The sequence below is a fragment of the Bradyrhizobium sp. WSM2793 genome, assembly GCF_000379585.1.
Taxonomy (GTDB): Bacteria; Pseudomonadota; Alphaproteobacteria; order Rhizobiales; family Xanthobacteraceae; genus Bradyrhizobium.
In genome coordinates, this window is record NZ_KB902774.1 from 53,094 (window position 1) to 69,402 (window position 16,309).

At 66.2% G+C, this 16,309-nt stretch carries 15 protein-coding genes; 7 read left to right on the forward strand and 8 right to left on the reverse strand.

From position 1 onward, the window contains the following. Positions 1-47: 47 nt before the first annotated feature. On the forward strand, positions 48-1,589 hold the full coding sequence (gene garD, locus A3AS_RS0109370; RefSeq protein WP_018317338.1) for a galactarate dehydratase: 1,542 nt from the start codon (positions 48-50) through the stop codon (positions 1,587-1,589). 15 nt (positions 1,590-1,604) lie between these two features. On the opposite strand, the gene A3AS_RS0109375 is transcribed toward garD, so the two are convergent. Next, positions 1,605-2,345 (reverse strand): hypothetical protein, encoded by a 741-nt coding sequence (locus tag A3AS_RS0109375; RefSeq protein ID WP_018317339.1) that lies wholly within the window; start codon positions 2,343-2,345, stop codon positions 1,605-1,607. A gap of 6 nt (positions 2,346-2,351) precedes the next feature. Continuing rightward, positions 2,352-3,239 carry a MipA/OmpV family protein gene (locus A3AS_RS0109380; protein ID WP_026201828.1) on the reverse strand — a complete coding sequence of 296 codons (888 nt, stop codon included), beginning with the start codon at positions 3,237-3,239 and terminating at the stop codon, positions 2,352-2,354. Between the two features lie 350 nt (positions 3,240-3,589). On the opposite strand from A3AS_RS0109380, the gene A3AS_RS0109385 reads away from it, so the two are divergent. The 3 genes from A3AS_RS0109385 to A3AS_RS0109390 are packed head-to-tail and all read left to right on the forward strand — an operon-like array spanning position 3,590 to position 5,630. Next, positions 3,590-4,270, forward strand: coding sequence for a response regulator transcription factor (locus tag A3AS_RS0109385; protein ID WP_018317340.1), 681 nt, complete (start codon positions 3,590-3,592; stop codon positions 4,268-4,270). After that, complete coding sequence (locus A3AS_RS48950) at positions 4,267-4,476, forward strand: hypothetical protein (protein WP_245283175.1); 210 nt, start codon at positions 4,267-4,269, stop codon at positions 4,474-4,476. Before A3AS_RS0109385 ends, A3AS_RS48950 begins: the two co-directional genes overlap by 4 nt. After that, entirely contained in the window at positions 4,443-5,630 is a 1,188-nt protein-coding gene (locus A3AS_RS0109390) for a cell wall metabolism sensor histidine kinase WalK (protein ID WP_245283176.1), read from the forward strand. Before A3AS_RS48950 ends, A3AS_RS0109390 begins: the two co-directional genes overlap by 34 nt. A 16-nt stretch (positions 5,631-5,646) precedes the next feature. Here A3AS_RS0109390 and A3AS_RS48220 read toward each other — a convergent pair whose 3' ends face one another. After that, on the reverse strand, positions 5,647-5,811 hold the full coding sequence (locus A3AS_RS48220) for a hypothetical protein (protein ID WP_177237353.1): 165 nt from the start codon (positions 5,809-5,811) through the stop codon (positions 5,647-5,649). 13 nt (positions 5,812-5,824) lie between these two features. Here A3AS_RS48220 and A3AS_RS0109400 point away from each other — a divergent pair, with 13 nt between their 5' ends. Then, complete coding sequence (locus A3AS_RS0109400; protein WP_026201829.1) at positions 5,825-6,094, forward strand: hypothetical protein; 270 nt, start codon at positions 5,825-5,827, stop codon at positions 6,092-6,094. Positions 6,095-6,147: 53 nt separating this feature from the next. Here A3AS_RS0109400 and A3AS_RS0109405 read toward each other — a convergent pair whose 3' ends face one another. The 3 genes from A3AS_RS0109405 to A3AS_RS0109415 all read right to left on the reverse strand — a co-directional run bounded on the left by A3AS_RS0109405 (position 6,148) and on the right by A3AS_RS0109415 (position 8,504). Then, positions 6,148-6,504, reverse strand: a complete 357-nt coding sequence (locus A3AS_RS0109405; RefSeq protein ID WP_018317343.1) for a hypothetical protein — start codon at positions 6,502-6,504, stop codon at positions 6,148-6,150. Positions 6,505-6,775: 271 nt separating this feature from the next. Beyond that, positions 6,776-7,369: a DUF2147 domain-containing protein gene (locus A3AS_RS0109410; protein ID WP_018317344.1), complete on the reverse strand. Its 594-nt coding sequence runs from the start codon at positions 7,367-7,369 to the stop codon at positions 6,776-6,778. Positions 7,370-7,475: 106 nt separating this feature from the next. Further along, positions 7,476-8,504, reverse strand: a complete 1,029-nt coding sequence (locus tag A3AS_RS0109415; RefSeq protein ID WP_018317345.1) for an NAD(P)/FAD-dependent oxidoreductase — start codon at positions 8,502-8,504, stop codon at positions 7,476-7,478. Between the two features lie 181 nt (positions 8,505-8,685). On the opposite strand from A3AS_RS0109415, the gene A3AS_RS0109420 reads away from it, so the two are divergent. After that, positions 8,686-9,153 (forward strand): thioesterase family protein, encoded by a 468-nt coding sequence (locus A3AS_RS0109420; protein WP_018317346.1) that lies wholly within the window; start codon positions 8,686-8,688, stop codon positions 9,151-9,153. Positions 9,154-9,213: 60 nt separating this feature from the next. On the opposite strand, the gene A3AS_RS0109425 is transcribed toward A3AS_RS0109420, so the two are convergent. Together A3AS_RS0109425 and A3AS_RS0109430 are read right to left on the reverse strand one after the other, a co-directional pair. Continuing rightward, positions 9,214-9,534, reverse strand: a complete 321-nt coding sequence (locus A3AS_RS0109425) for a 2Fe-2S iron-sulfur cluster-binding protein (protein ID WP_018317347.1) — start codon at positions 9,532-9,534, stop codon at positions 9,214-9,216. Positions 9,535-9,698: 164 nt separating this feature from the next. After that, the gene (locus A3AS_RS0109430) at positions 9,699-10,073 is read right to left on the reverse strand and encodes an Hpt domain-containing protein (RefSeq protein WP_018317348.1); all 375 of its coding nucleotides are present in this window, start codon (positions 10,071-10,073) and stop codon (positions 9,699-9,701) included. Between the two features lie 401 nt (positions 10,074-10,474). Between A3AS_RS0109430 and A3AS_RS0109435 the strand changes: the two genes are divergently transcribed. After that, positions 10,475-16,249, forward strand: a complete 5,775-nt coding sequence (locus tag A3AS_RS0109435; RefSeq protein ID WP_018317349.1) for a negative regulator of septation ring formation — start codon at positions 10,475-10,477, stop codon at positions 16,247-16,249. The last annotated feature ends 60 nt before the right edge of the window (positions 16,250-16,309 follow it).

A 16,309-nucleotide genomic window follows, 5' to 3' on the forward strand; every position in this document is an offset into this window, starting at 1 on the left:
GCGGGTTTCGCCTTCGGCTAACCCGCCCTACAAGACGGAGTCCTCCCATGGACCAGGACGTCGCAGCGAAAGAGCAGCCCCGCTACATCAAGCTCAACGAGCGCGACAATGTCGCAATCGTGGTCAATGATTTCGGGCTTCCCGCCGGCTCCCGCTTTGCCAGCGGCCTGACGCTGCGCGCCTTCGTGCCGCAGGGGCACAAGACGGCGCTGGTCGACATCGCGCAAGATCAGCCGATCGTCCGGTATGGCGAGGTGATCGGCTACGCGCTCTCGCCGATCCTGGCCGGCGAATGGGTCGACGAGGCGCGCATTCGCATGCCGGATGCCCCCGACCTCGACAAGCTCGAAATCTCGACCGCCGTCCCCGCGCCGCTGCCCCCGCTCGAAGGCTTTACGTTCGAAGGTTATCGCAATCCGGACGGATCGGTCGGCACCAAGAACATCCTCGGCATCTCCTCCTCCGTGCAATGCGTCAAGGGCACGATGGAATACGCGGTGAAGCGCATCCGCGCCGAGCTGCTGCCGAAATACCCCAACGTCGACGACGTCGTGCCGCTGACGCACGCCTATGGCTGCGGCGTCGCGATCACCGCACCCGACGCGGTGGTACCGATCCGCACGCTGCAGAACATCGCGCTGAACCCGAATTTCGGCGGCGAGATCCTGGTCGTCGGCCTTGGCTGCGAGAAGCTCGCACCGGAGCGGCTGGTGCCGGAAGGCGTCAGCGATGCCATCGTGCGGATGCAGGACGAAGCCTTCGACGGCTTTGGCGCAATCGTCGACGCGATCATGACCCAGGCGGAGGCGCGGCTGAAAATCCTCAACACGCGCACCCGCGAGACCTGCCCGGCGTCCGATCTGGTGATCGGCCTGCAATGCGGCGGCAGCGACGCCTTCTCTGGCGTCACCGCCAATCCTGCCGTCGGCTTCGCCGCGGACCTCCTGGTGCGCGCCGGCGCCACCGTGATGTTCTCGGAAGTGACCGAGGTGCGCGATGCCATCCAGCTGCTCACCCGCCGTGCCATCAACGCGGACGTCGGCCGCGCGCTGGTGCGCGAGATGGCCTGGTACGATTCCTATCTCGCGCGAGGCGGTGCCGATCGCAGCGCCAACACCACGCCCGGCAACAAGAAGGGCGGCCTCGCCAACATCGTCGAGAAGTCACTCGGCTCGATCGTCAAGTCCGGATCAAGCGCCATCACCGGCGTGCTCTCGCCCGGCGAGAAGGCGACGCAGAAGGGCATGCTGTTCGCGGCAACCCCCGCCTCCGATTTCATCTGCGGCACGCTCCAGCTCGCCTCCGGCATGACGCTGCAGGTGTTCACCACCGGCCGCGGCACGCCCTACGGCCTTGCGGCCGCACCCGTGATCAAGGTCGCGACCCGCAGCGAGCTTGCCCGCCGCTGGAAAGACCTGATCGACTTCGACGCAGGCCGCATCGCCACCGGCGAGAAGACCATCGAGGAGACCGGCTGGGACCTGTTCCGTCTCATCCTCGACGTCGCCTCCGGCCGCACCAAGCCATGGTCGGACCGCTGGGGCATCCACAACGATCTGACGCTGTTCAACCCCGCGCCGGTGACCTGAGGCCGCCAGCCGGCTTCACTGACCACCGATCAGGTGCATGTCATCCAGCGTGACAGGCAGGCTGCGCGTGATGAGATCCGCAATCGCCGCGCGCAGCCGTTCGCTCGAAGCCGGACCGTCAATTGTCCCGTCGATCGGCCCGCTGGGGCCTGCGATCCTCAGGGTCCCGGTGTTGTCGAGCGGCGCGGCCGCCCGCTTTTCGATCACGTCGAACGTCTTGCCGTCGATGACGCGGACCTCGTACAGCGCGTGGATCAGGCCGTAGTCCGCAAGCAGCGTCCGGTATTCGGCGATCCCGACACCCTCGATGTTGCGGCCATTTCCGAGTTTCGATCTCGCGCGGGTAATGACGATGTACGCATCGAGTCCCTGGGGCGTGACATCGGTGCGAACCAGCTCCTTGAACGGATCGCTCCGCAGCAGATTGACGGGCGTAACCGCCGAATCTCGGATCGCGGCGAACGCGGCGCGGGTGTAGTTGACGGCCTGAACGCGATAGCGTGCGCCCAGCAGCCTGGTCGCCTGCTGGACGATCAGCTCGTCCAGTCCCCATGCACTGATCGAGGCGCTTTGCCCGGTGGAGCCGAGCTTCGTAAGGCCTGCCTGTGAAAGGCTCATCTCCTCGCCGATGGCGGAGACGATGCCGACCGTCTTGATCGCCTGAATCCGGCTCGCGCGGGTCTCGAACGCAGCGGCGGCGCCGAGGGCGACGCAAGCGGCTGCAAGGCCGAGCCATAGAAAAGCAATGCGGCGCATGGCGGCTCATCGAATCCTGAAATCGAACGAGTAGGACGCTCCGATGCCGACGGTGGTTTGGTTCGACGATCCCCGCAGCTTCACCAGCGGACTGTCCGCGGCGTCGCCGAGCAGCTTCTCGTATTCGACATAGGCATGGACCTCCCACTGCGGATTGATGCGATAAGAGACCTGGCTGCCGAAGCCGACCGAGTGAGCGCCGCCTTTGGCGTTGTAGGTCGGCAATCCCGACGCCAGCGCCTGCGCGGCGTCGACGCCGAAATAGGGAGCGGTCGCGTTGGTGCTCTTCCAGGTGAAGCGCGGGCCGGCCGAGATCGTCAGCCTTTGAATCAGCGGCACGATGACGTCCGCGGAGATGTCGGCGACGGTGCCGGTATGGCCACCCATGCCCTGGCGCAATTCGCTGCGCAGGCGGAGCCAGTCGACCGGATAATATTCGACGAAGCCGCCAAGCTCGTAGGCGGCCTTGACGTCGCCAAGGCCGGTCAGCTCGGCATATTTGTCGGCCTTGCGCGAGGTGACGTATTTGAACGCAGGCCCTGCGCGAAAATTGCCGACGTCGAGCAGCGCGATGCTGGCGCTGTCGCGCGGGCCCCGAAACTGGTCGATCGATCCGGCGCGGCGGATGGAGAAGATCGGGATCGGCATGAGCTTGCCGTTCTTCGATCCGACGAAATCCGGTGTGTACTCACCACCGATTCCGACCATGACCGTCCAATTGCCGGAGGGCGAAGGCAGCATCGGCAGCTCGAACGGCGGCGCCGGCAGCGTGAACGCGGTCTGCGCCGATGCGGATTGAGGGATCGCCATGATCGCGCCGAGTGCGGCGAGCAAGGTGGTCGTGAGCCGCACATTCACCGTGAGGCGAAGAGCGGCGTCGTCAAAATGCTTCATTACGGGGCCCCGGACCGGCCTTCCTGGCCTGGTCGACTCGTGTGGTTGGAGCTCCAGCATGTGGTCCGGCAAAATTGCCCCAAGATTGCAAGGCGACAACCACCGCCCCAAGATGCTCCCGGCGCGCACAAGGCGTGCGCCATCGAACCAACATTGCCCGAACATTGCCGGAAGGCACTCACGCGCCCAAACTTTGGCCGGCACTGCCGGTCACCCCACTCGCATCTGCCTTTTATTCGCCAAGCTCGCTGCCTTTATGGGAACCCTGCGCAGGAGCCGAAACGCCAGACTTCGGCCAGGGAGCGTCACGCTCGGGGATTTGTTGCCCAGCAGAGTCAAGGACGACCCGCGTGCGTTCCCTCGTAATCGAAGACGAACCGCAGATCGGCGCCTATGTCAGCCGCCTGCTCGGGCAATTGCACGGAATCGTCGACCTCGTTGGCTCGATTGCCGATGCCCGCCAGGCGCTCGACAATTTCAAATATGATCTCGCCATCATCGACCGCATGCTGCCCGACGGTGATGCGCTCCAGGTGGTCACGGCCCTGAGCCAATCCCCCGACCGGCCCGCGATCATCATGCTGACGTCCAAGGACGCCAAGGAAGACGTCGTCGAGGGTCTCAACGGCGGCGCCGACGACTATCTCGGAAAACCGTTCGAGCCGCAGGAATTGATTGCGCGCGTACGCGCGGTGCTGCGGCGGCCCCGGCTGCTCGCCCCTTCGGTGCTGTCGCTCGGCAATGTGGAGCTGCATCTCGGAAGCAACGAGGCGGTGGTCGCCGACACCAGGATCCTGTTGCGGCGGCGCGAGGCGCTGATCCTGGGAGCGTTGCTGATGCGGCGCGACCGCGTCATCACCCGCGCCGCCCTGATCGAGGAGATCTACGGCTTCGACGACGAAATCGAATCCAACACGCTCGAAGCGCAGGTCTCGCGCCTGAGGAAGAAATTGCTCGAGCTCGGCGGCGACGTCGAGATCCGCAGCATGCGGGGCATCGGCTACATCCTGCGGCTGGCAACGCCGCGATGAGGTCGATCGCCCAGACGTTTGCGTTTTCGCTCGGCATCGCCGCGACGACCATCTTCCTGATCATGGTCGCGATCTTCGTCTCGAGGTACCCGATGGAGGAGCGCGAGTCAGGGCGTGCCGGGTCGTGGCCGCCGTTCTCGATCGCGCCACTGTTGTCGATGGGCAAAACCTGGTGGTGCGCCCCACTCCCGCGCTCGAGGAGCTGAAGGCGGACAGTCCAAACCTCTGGTTCGTCGTCTCCGTGGGCGATCTTGTCAGCGAGTACGGCAGCGAGCACCGGCCACAGCTACCCTTCGCCTTTCCCTATCGCGGGCCTGTCGGCTTGTCCGTCTTCAGCACACCCGACCAGAACAGCACGTTCTGTCTTGCCGTTGCGCAACGGGGCGCCTTGCGGCTCACGACGATGGTCGGCGAGCCTCAGGTCCGCTTCGGCCGGCTCGCAAGAAGCTTCCTCGCCCGCAGCTTCTTTTCGATCCTCGTGGTAGCACTGGCCTTTGCGGCCACCGTCGCGATCGGGTCGGCGCTTGCTGCGCGTTTCGTCTCACGCGGCATCGAGCGGGTCGCACGTCGCGCCCTCGCGATCGATCCATCGGCCCCGCAGGGCCTGATCTCGCTGTCCGAGGTCCCGCGCGAGCTGAAGCCGCTGGTCGAGGCGCTAAACCGCGCCTTCGGCGAGATCGATGCCTATATCAGGATGCAACGCCGCTTCCTCGGCAATGCCGCCCATCAGCTCCGCACGCCGCTGACGCTGCTGCGCGCGAAGGTCGAGGACGTACCCGAGCCTGCCCTGAAGGCCGAACTGGTGCGCGATATCAGGCGCCTGACGTCGCTGGTCTCCGCGATGCTCGATCTGGCGCGGCTGCAAAACCATGCGATCGAAAAACGGCCGATCGATCTCGCCCAGATCACGCTGGACGTGCTCGCCGATTTCGGCCCGTCGGCACTGGACGCCGGCATCGAGCTCGCGCTGGAACAGGCCGAGAAAGGTCCGCTCCTGGTGCAGGGCGTGGACGCCGCGATTCGCAGCGCGCTCGCCAATCTCGTCGGCAACGCACTCATCCACGCCCATGGCGCACGACGCATCGTCGCCACGCTCGGCCGCGACGGCATCTCGATTGACGACGACGGCGCAGGCCTGCCGGACGGCGTGGAGCACGGGCTGACCGAGCCGTTTCAGACCGGCAACACTGCCGGCGATGGCGCGGGCCTCGGCCTGTCGATCGTCCGCGAGATCATGGCCGCGCACGGTGGCGAGCTGGTCATCTCCTCCACGCCTGGCCGCGGCACGAGCATGAGGCTGCGCTTTCCCGTCGCCGCCGCACCGACCAGATCTCCGCATTTGGATCTGCAAGCGGGCTGACCGCGAGCTGCGCCGGTCAATCCGCGAAACCGTCCGGAAACACTGGCGCGAAAAACTTCTTTCTCGTTTCGTCGTTGCGCATCAAGCAATCAATATGTTCGCCGACGGCCACGGGAATGTTCTCGCACAAGCGAACCTGTTCCGGCATCGAGACGACCAAACCTCCGATTGACATCTTCAACGGAGATTTTCCAATGCGTGTTCTCACAATGATTGCCGTCGCCAGCGCCGTGATTGCGAGCTCGACCGTTGCTTTCGCCAGCGAACTTCCGACTTACGAAGTGAAATCGTTGCCGATCTCGGCGACGCAGGTGCAGGTGCTCGGCGGCGCCGGCGTCGAGGAGCAGTCGGCCGCGCCCTCGATGATCGTCGCCGGCATGCCCGCCTCGCCGGCGCAGGTTTCGGTGCTGTCGCCGCGCGTCAAGCAGCTCGCGAGCGCAGGTTCGGGCAGCGAAGCGCGCTGAGCCTTTCGCGTCGCTTGCGGCGCCTGCATCCGATGCGGGCGCCGTCAGCGTTTTCAGGTCATGCTGCCCGGCATGAAGCAGCGCACGCGCGGATGGCCGTCGATATAGTGCTTCCACACCATGGTGCGGCCGATCTTGTTCGGCACGGTGATCACGGCACCGTCAGGCACCACGACCCATTCGTCGTCGATGCGGACGCGGAAGCGGCCGCGATCGGACTCCCAATCGACGTCGGCAATGATGTAGCCGTCGGCGTCGGTGCAGCACTGGCCGAATTCGCTGTGCAGGCTTTCGAACCAGGGTTTTAGCGGCGAGTTGGCGTAGCGTCCGTCGTCGCGCGCCAGCGCGGAATTGGTGAGCAGAACCGTCAGCCCCAGCAGCACGGCGGCACACTGTCTTGCAGGTCTCATGTCGCCTCCGCGGTCGAAGTGATCGCCGCGAGGCAAACGCTGCCGTCTGCCCGCAGCACCGCGCACGGCAGGCATGGAGACGGCGACTCGCTCCCCAGCAGCTTTGCGGACAGCTATGCAAATCCGGCGCCAGCGCGCATTCCGGGGAACTACTGGAGCAAGCGGGGCACGCATTCGCCTTTCGGCGAACGTCGCCGCGAAGACCGTCTGCTCGTGCGGGGAATGACCGTGACCGGAAGCTACCGCCGATCAGGCAGCACGGAACTCGAGCCTACTGCTTGGGCGCCGGCGCCATCATCGTTCCGCCGCCCTTCTTCGTCGGTGCCGGCGGCTTGGTGGCCGCGGCTTGCGCAGGCAGATACTTCGCGACGATGGCAGGATCGACCTGGGCGATGTTGGTGTCAGGCAGGCGCGTCCAGGCCTCGTCCTTGCCGAGCAGCGCGATGCCGAGATAGCCGCGCAGGGTCAGGGTCTGACCGTCGGGACTGACCTTCATGTTGGCCTTCCAGATCTGGCCGTCGCGCGGATTGAGCACGTTGCCGCCTTCGTACTTCAATCCGTCGCGCTTCATGTTGCGGACGAAGGAGATGCCGAGCACCGGCGCATTCTTGCGATCGTCGGTGCACTTGCTGCAGATCTCGTTCGGATCGTCGCCGGGCCGCGGGAAGGTCTTTGCGATCACGCCTTCGAAGATGCCGTTGTGGTCGATGAAGAGAAACCATCCGACCGTCTTGCCGTCCTCGACCTTCTGCCAGAGGCCCGCCGCCGTGGGCTCGGCGATTTGTGCCGCAGACGGCGTCACCGTCGCGAGCGACAATGCGAGCGCGAGGAAGGGGAACAGCCGAGAGCTGGTAAAAATCCGCATTAGATCACCTTGTTATTCCACGACCGGAATGGCCGCAGACTACGGCGATTTCGCGAACGGTTCCAGCGCCAGAAACATGGGGCATCCCCTCCCCACCCTGCCGCCGTCAGTTGACACCGAGCTTCTTTTGCAGGCTGGAGGACGAGGTCGTGTACTGGAACACGAGCCGCTTCTCCGGATAGACGTAGCGATGGGCTTTTTGCGACATCAGCGCGCCCTCGTGGAAGCCGCACAGGATCAGCTTGATCTTGCCGGGATACGTATTGATGTCGCCGATCGCGAAGATGCCGGGAACATTGGTCTCGAACGCGGACGTCTCGACCGGCACCAGATTGTTCTCCAGCGCGATGCCCCAGTTCGCGACCGGGCCGAGCTTCATGGTCAGCCCGAAGAACGGCAGCATGGTGTCGCAGGCAATGTCCGTGACGCTGTTGTCGTTGCCCTTGATGGTGGCGCCGGTGAGCAGGCCCTCTGCGCCGGAGAGCGCCGTGACCTGGCCGAGCCGGAGATCCATCTTGCCGCCGGCAACCAGCGCGCGCATCTGCTCGACGCTGTGGGGCGCGGCGCGAAACTCGTCGCGCCGGTGCAACAGCGTGATGCGCTTCGCAATCGGATGCAGATTGAGGGTCCAGTCGAGCGCGGAATCGCCGCCGCCGACGACCAGCACGTTCTTGTCGCGGAACGTCTCCATCTTGCGCACGGCGTAATGGACTGAAGTGCCTTCGTAGGCCTCGATGCCCGGCACCGGCGGGCGCTTGGGCTGGAACGAGCCGCCGCCGGCCGCGATCACCAGCACCTTGCATTCGAACACCTTGCCGGCGTCGGTGGTGCAGCGGAAGGCGGGATCGCCGATCTTCTCCACCGTCTCGACCATCTCGCCGAGATGGAAGGTCGGATGGAACGGCTTGATCTGCTCCATCAACGCGTCGGTGAGGCCCTGCCCCGAAACCTGCGGAATGCCGGGAATGTCGTAGATCGGCTTTTCCGGATAGAGCTCGGCGCACTGGCCGCCGATCTTGTCGAGGATGTCGACGAAATGCGCCTTCATGTCGAGAAGGCCAAGCTCGAAAGCGGCGAACAGACCGCAGGGGCCGGCGCCAATAATCAGCACATCGGTTTTGATCACATCGCTCATGTCGTCTCTTTATCGGTCGTTATCGGTTGGACGCGCCCGGCGGGCAGAGGTGACCCTGCCTGTCTAGCCAACGGGGATGGATCAGGGAAGGCATAAAAGCGGGAGCGCCCCGCAGCCGCGCCCACTTGCCGGGGCAAAATAACTGGGCTGTAACGAGGAAAGATATGACGGAGATCAATCGGTGAACGCACCAAGCCGCCTCGATACGACGCCGCGCCTGGAGGACTATCCCTACCGCCTCAGCGACAACGTCCGCTTCGGCGATCTCGATCCCAACCAGCACGTCAACAACGCGGTCTACGCCACCTATTTCGAGACCGGCCGCGTCACGCTGATGAAGCTGCCGGAGTACGGACTGACGCCGCCAGGGCTCGCCTGGATCATGGTGCGGCTCGACATCCACTTCCGCGCCGAGCTGCACTGGCCGAACACGATCGAGCTCGGCCTAGGCGTAGTGAAGCTCGGACGGACGTCAGTGACCTTCGAGCAGGTCGTGTTCTCGCAAGGAAAGTGCATCGCCTCGGCGATGTCGGTCGGGGTCATGCTCGACGAGGCGACGCGGCGGCCAGCGCCGCTCAGCGCGGAGATCGTCGAGAAGCTCAGACCCTGGCACAAGCGCGGCATCGAGGTCGCGACGCCGAACATATAGTTCAGTTCAGAAGGGGCAGGCTTGTAAGGATCAGGCTTGTCAGGATCAGGCCTGTCAGAATCAGGCCTGGCGTTCCGGCGTTGTCACGACGAGACCGTCGAGATCGTCGGAGACCTTGATCTGGCAGGACAGGCGCGAATTCGGGCGCACGTCGAAACCGAAGTCGAGCATGTCCTCTTCCATCGGCGTCGGGCTGCCGACCTTCTCGCGCCAGGCTTCGTCGACATAGACATGGCAGGTCGCGCAGGCGCAGGCGCCGCCGCATTCGGCCTCGACGCCGGGAATGCTGTTGCGGATCGCGGCTTCCATCACGGTTGCGCCGTTCTCGATTTCCACCGTGCGGGTTTCGCCCTTGTGGTCGACAAAGTGAATCTTGGCCATGTGTGCTCGTGCTGCCGCGGTGCTGGGAATGAAGGAGGGTCCGGGCTGTCCTATAACGGGTCGATCAGCCGGGCGCCATAGGGTTTTCAGCCGAAGTGAATCCCGCTTTGCGGGAAGAAAACGCGTCAAAACAAGAGACTAGAGTCCGGCTCGGCCGCGTGGCCTCAAGGCTTCAGCATCGCCTCGATGGCGGCGCGAGCCTCGGTCACCGCCTCTTTCAGCGCGGCGAAAGCGTGGCGCTGGTCATGGCCGGTCTGGACCGCAATCTCCAGGCTTGCGGCCGCATCCGCCACCGCAAAAGCGCCGATCCCGCGCGCCGAGCCCTTGAGCTTGTGGGCCAGCACGCCCGCCTCGGCCGGCAGCGTCGCCATCGCCGCGATCAGGCGGACCGCCTGCTCGGCGAACATGGCCAGCACTTCCCGTTCCAGCTCGGCGTCGCCGAGCGTCATCCGGGAGAGGTGATCGAGGTCGAGCGGGCTGTCGATGGGTGCAAGCGGGGGCGACGGCATCCAGTCCATCCGTTGCAGTTCAGGCGTCATGGCGCAGGCCCCGGCATCGCGCGGCGGTTCCGCCGGTCCGGCGGTGAATTGACCTCACCCAAGCATGGAAATGGTTAACGAAATGTTCGGGGTCAGAGACGCAGTTCCGCCGGTTTATTGACGAAAAGTTGCCGCAATCGGCCGAGTCCAGTGGAGAATTGCATTTATTGCTAAGGCGTTACGGCCCGATCCTGTTAACGATGATTAAGAATGTCTTAATCGCGGGCATTTCATTCGCGACGCTCTGCCAATAGGATGTTGCGGAAATTGGCGGACAAGCCGTCCGGGTGGGGACGGCTCGGAGATCCGCGCAAGCGGCATGATCCGGTCTGTGGGCTTGCGCACGCAGCGCGCAGGGCTCGCGGGGGGACGCGTACAAGTAACGAGGGCTCGGACTGAACATGGCGAACACTCCGAAAAAGGTCAAAGACCCCACAGAAGTTGCGCTTTCTGCGATCCAGGAAGCCCTGAACATCAGCGACACGGCTGCCGACACCAGCCGCAACGCCGCGATGCGCAACGAAACCGCGCCTTCGGTGGCGCCGCCGCCCCCGATCTTCGACGAGCCGAGCTTCGAGCCGCGCCCCGCCGCCAACGAACGTTCGACCGTGTTCGACCCGGTCGAGGAGCCGCGCTCTTCGCGCCGCGCCGCCAATGACGACCGCGAGACCATTGGCCAGCTGCTCCAGGCCCTGCAGAAGGGCCGCCCTGCCCGCAACGTCTACACCTTCGCCACCATCTTCGCCGGCGTCTGGCTCGCGGCCTGCGCCGCGCTGACCTTCGGCTTCCTGCCCTCGATCCAGGCCGCCATGGGCCAGAGCGGCGGCGTGCTCGTGATCGCCGGCCTGGTTGCGATGTTCTTCGCGCCGATCATGCTGTTCTACTTCCTTGCGAGCCTGGTCTGGCGCGGCCAGGAAATGCGCATGATCGCGCAGGCGATGGCGCAGGTTGCGATCCGCTTCTCCGAGCCCGAGGGCTCGGCCTCCGATTCCATGGTCACCGTCGGCCAGGCCATCCGCCGCGAGGTCGCGGCGATGGGCGACGGCATCGAGCGCGCCATCGCGCGCGCCGGCGAGCTCGAGACGCTGGTTGCCAACGAGGTTGCCGCGCTCGAACGCGCCTATTCCGACAACGAAGTCCGCATCCGCGCCCTGCTGCAGGACATCGCGCATCAGCGCGACAATCTGGTCGGCCAGGCCGAGCAGGTCCGCAGCGCCATCTCCGGCGTGCAGATCGATTTGCGCCACGACATCGCGCTGATCTCTGATGCGATCGCCTCGCGCGTCGACGAGGTCGCCAAGTCCATCACCGGCGCGCTGGAAGAGCGCGGCGCCCACATCACCAGCGCGCTGAGCAATGCCGGCGACAACATGATCCTGGCGCTCGGCGAGCGCGGCGGCGACCTGCTCGACCGCCTCGAGGAAGCCAGCAACGAGACCACGCGCGCCGTGCTCGATGCCAGCGAGCGGCTGACCACCAGCCTCAACTTCAAGACCGGCCACGTCCACGACGAGTTCGTCGACCTCGCCGACCGCGTCCACGAGATGCTCAACGAGCGCATCGACCGCATCACCGGCGAGTTCGAGCAGCGCTCCGCCGCGATCGTCGACGGCATCTCCGAGCGCACCGAGCAGGTGCACGACAGCCTGAAGAATTCCTCGGATTCGCTGCTGCTCGAGCTCGAGCTGCGCTCCAACGACCTCTCCGCCAAGATCGACGACGCCGGCAACCGCCTCGCCGGCCAGATCCTGACGAGCGGCGACAAGGCGAGCGAGGCGCTCGACGCCACCGTCAACACCCTCGTCGCCAAGGTCGTCAGCCAGACCGAGACCGCGCACGACTCGCTGTCGCTGCAGATGAGCGCGTTCGACGAGCTGGTGAGGAACCAGGGCACCGAGCTGGTCGAGAAATTCGCCCGCGACAGCGGGACGCTGGGTGCGCTGATCACGCGCCACATCTCCGAGTTCGACCGCACCGTGAAGACCTTCGGCGGCGAGATCGTCGAGCGCATGGGCCAGCGCACGCAGGACATCCACGAGTCGCTGAAGACCTATGTCGAGAATTTCGACACCCGCTTCACCGCCAATGGCGGCGAGATCACCGCCGTGCTCGACCAGCGCCTGGTGCAGTTCGAGACAACGGTCGGCGAGCGCGTCAACCACCTCGACGCCTCGCTGAACAGCAAGATCGCCAGCCTCGACGGCACGATCGATGGTCACATCAAGACCTTCGACGAGCAGCTCGTCGGCCGCGTCGCCGCGCTCGAACAGTCGTTCGACACCCGCGCGCAATCCATGACCGAGACCATCGACGGGCGCATCAACACGCTGGCGACCTCGCTGACCGACGGCGCCGCGCAGGCGATCCAGTCGATCGACTCCCGGCTCACCCACCTCACGACGTCGCTGACCGGCGGTGCTTCGCAGGCCATCGAAACCATCGATGCGCGCCTCAACCATCTCACGAGCTCGCTGACCGGCGGCGCCTCGCAGGCCATCGAGACCATCGATGCGCGCCTCAACAACCTCACCACCACGCTGACCGATGGCGCCTCGCAGACCATCCAGTCGATCGATACCCGCCTGACGCACCTCACGACGACGCTGACCGGCAATGCGACGCAGGCGCTCGAGTCGATCGACTCCCGCCTCACCTACCTGACCACCGCGGTCACGAACGGCGCCTCGCAGGCCGTGCAGTCGATCGACACGCGCCTGACCCTCTTGACCTCAACCCTCACGGACGGCACCGCGCAGGCGATCGAGGCGGTCGACCGCCGCATCACCGGCGTCACCGAGATCATCGACGGCCGCAGCACGCACCTGACCGACACGGTCACGGCGCGCTTCCAGGAAATCCACCAGGTCATCGAGACCCGGGTCGGCTCGGTCGCCAGCGACATCGACGTGCGCGTGGCACAGTTCGAAGACCTGCTCGGCTCGCGTGTCGAGGCCGTCGCAGGCCGCATCGAAAGCAGCGGCCGCCAGGCCAGCGAGGACATGATGTCCCGCGCCGAGATGATCTCGACCGCGATCCGCTCGCATGTCGAGGACGCCGAGCGCTCGCTCACCAACCTCGTCGTCAACACCAGCGAGACGATCCAGACCGGTGCGCGCACCGCCCAGCAATCGCTGATGACGGTCTCCTCCGACGTCAACGCCCAGCTCAAGATGACCTCTGCCGAGGTCGAGCGCGCGCTGACCGCGGTCGGCACCGGTTCGGCGAACTCGATCCTGAGCAGCGCCCGCGAGGCGCAGTCGACGCTGGTCGCAGCCTCGGGCGAAGCCTCCAACCAGATCAAGGGGCTCGCGGCCGACGTCGAGCGTACGCTGTCGGCGGCAGGCTCCGCCACCGCAGCCTCGATCCTGGCCGGCGCCCGCGAGGTGCAGACCACCCTCGTCACGGCGTCCTCGGACGCGGCCAACCACGTCAAGACGCTCACCGCCGACGTGCAGCGTTCGCTGTCGCTGGCCGGCTCCACCACGGCGGAATCGATCACCGCCGGCGCCCGCGATGCGCAGAGCGCGCTGATCGCGGCCTCGGCCGAGACCGCCAACCAGATCAAGGCGCTGTCCTCGGACGTGCAGCGCTCGCTGACGATGGCCGGCACCTCGACCGCCGAGACCATCATGAGCGGCGCCCGCGAAGCCCAGAGCACGCTGGTTACGGCCTCCTCGGATGCGGCGAGCCAGGTCAAGTCGCTCGCGGCCGAAGTGCATCGTTCGCTCTCGCAGGTCGGCCAGTCGACCGCGGAGACGATCACCACCAGCGCCCGCGACGCCCAGAGCACCCTGCTCTCCGTCTCGGCCGAGCAGACCAGCCAGGTCCGTTCGCTCGCGGCCGAGATGCAGCGCGCGCTGGCGACCGCCGGCGGCGCCACCATCGAGGCGCTCACCAGCGGCGTGCGCGAGGCCCAGGGCTCGCTGATCTCCGCCTCGACCGACGCGGCCAGCCAGATCAAGTCGCTGACCACGGACATCGAGCGCACGCTGACCGCAGTCGGCGCCGACACCGCCTCGACCATCCTCAACAGCGCGCGTGAGGCCCAGACCTCGCTGACCTCGACCTCGGCGGACGCCGCGAGCCAGATCCGCACGATCTCGACCGAGATCGAGCGGACGCTGAGCGCGGCCACCGCGAACGCGACCAACGACATCCAGACCAGCGCGCTCAACGCCCAGAACGCGCTGATATCGGCCTCCAACGAGGCGAGCTCGCGGGTCAAGTCGAGTTCGTCCGACGTCGAGCGTTCGGTGCTCGCCGCCAGCTCGAGCTTCGGCCAGGCCATGACCGGCAAGACCGACGAGATCGTCACCTACGTGCAGCAGCAGGCCGACCGCCTGTCGAACATGATCGACGCCAAGCGCGGCGCCCTGGTCGACGCGATCGGCTCCAAGACCAGCCAGCTCACGCTCGACATCGACCGCGTCACCTCGGACGCGCTGAAGTCGATCGAGACGCGCGGCCAGGCCTTCTCGCAGACCATGATGGGCAACGGCTCGGAAGTCGCCCGCACCATCAACGCGGCGAGCGAGATCGCCACCGGCGCGGTTGGCAAGTCGCTGAAGGACCTCGAGCAGGCCTCGCGCGCGGCGATCGACCAGTCGCGCCAGGTCTCGATCGCGGCCGTCACCGAGATGCAGGAGACCAGCAAGATCCTGCGTACCGACACCGTGGCGCTGTTCGAGCGCCTGCGCGAAGGCAACATCCTGCTTCAGGAGGTGCTGACCGGTGCGCACGACAACCTCAACTCGCTCGAGCGGGCGCTGGTGACGCGCGTCGCCGACTTCGTCTCGGCGATGAACGACGTCACCTCGCGCAACGGCGCGGCGACGCAAAACCTGGAAGAGCAGCTCAACGTCTTCAACAGCAAGACCACGAAGGCGCTGCAGGATCTCGGCGAGCTGTCGACCCAGTTCGACGCGCACGGCAAGGCCCTGGTCGACGCGGCGCAGGTCGTCGAGCAGAGCAACAAGAACACCACCGCCTCGCTCGCCGAGCGCAAGCAGGCGCTGGAATCGCTCGTCACCACGATCGATCTGCGCACCGCCGATCTCGACCAGCGCCTGTCGCGCTTCACCGGCCTGCTCGATGAATCGCTGGCGGCCGCCGAAGAGCGCGCCCGCGACATCGCCCGCGTCGTCGCCGAGACCGCCGGCGCAGGCTCGGCCGCGATCACCCGCCAGTTCGAGGCGGTGCGCGCGGCCTCCGAAGAGGAGCACCGCCAGACCATCGAGGCGATGCACGACATCTACCGCCAGACCACGGACGAGGCGGATACGATGTTCAAGCAGTCGACCGAGAAGTTCACCAACCTCGTCTCCAGCATGAAGCAGATGGCGTTCGAGATGCACAACGAGCTCGAAGCCACCCGCAACGAGCTGCGCCGCGGCGTGCTCGAGATGCCGCAGGAGGCCGCCGAGAGCACTGCGCAGATGCGCAAGGTGATCGTCGACCAGATCGAGGCCCTCGCCGAGCTCAACCGCATCGTGGCCCAGCATGGCCGCGGCCTCGACGTCACCACGACGGGCCGCGCCTCCGTCGCCGTCCAGCGCCAGGAGGAGCCGATCATGGCGGCTGCGGGCGGACGTAGCGCCGAGACCCGCATGCGCGACACCGGCAGCGCTTCCACGCTGCCGCCGCCGGACCTCGGCATGCCGGCCGCGCGCCGCACCGACGCACCGCCGGTCGCGCCCGCCGGTAACGACCAGGGCCGTGACGGCTGGCTGTCGGACCTCCTCAACCGCACGGACGCCAATCAGGGCGCCCCGACCGGCCGTGAGGCTCCGCGTGGCCGCGCCGCACCCGCGCCGCAGCCGCAGGCGCCGCAGGCAAGCAGCAATCCGCTGGAATCGCTGTCGCTCGACATCGGCCGGCTGATGGACCGCAACCTCGCTGCCGAGATGTGGGACCGCTACCAGCGCGGCGAGAACAAGGCCTTCACCAAGCGCCTCTACACGCCCGCCGGCCAGAAGGCCTTCGACGAGGTCGCCCGCAAGTACCGCGCCGACCGCAACTTCAAGGGCACGGTCGACCGTTATGTCGCCGAGTTCGAGCGCCTGCTCGACGAGGTCGCGCGCGACGGCCGCGGTCCGCAGGAGCTGCGCAGCCACCTGACCTCGGAGACGGGCCTGGTGTACACGCTGCTGGCGCATGCAGCGGGACGGCTGGGGTAAGCGGCTCGCAGCGACAACGAACAGCGAATGAAACGGAGGCCTCACGGCCTCCGTTTTTGT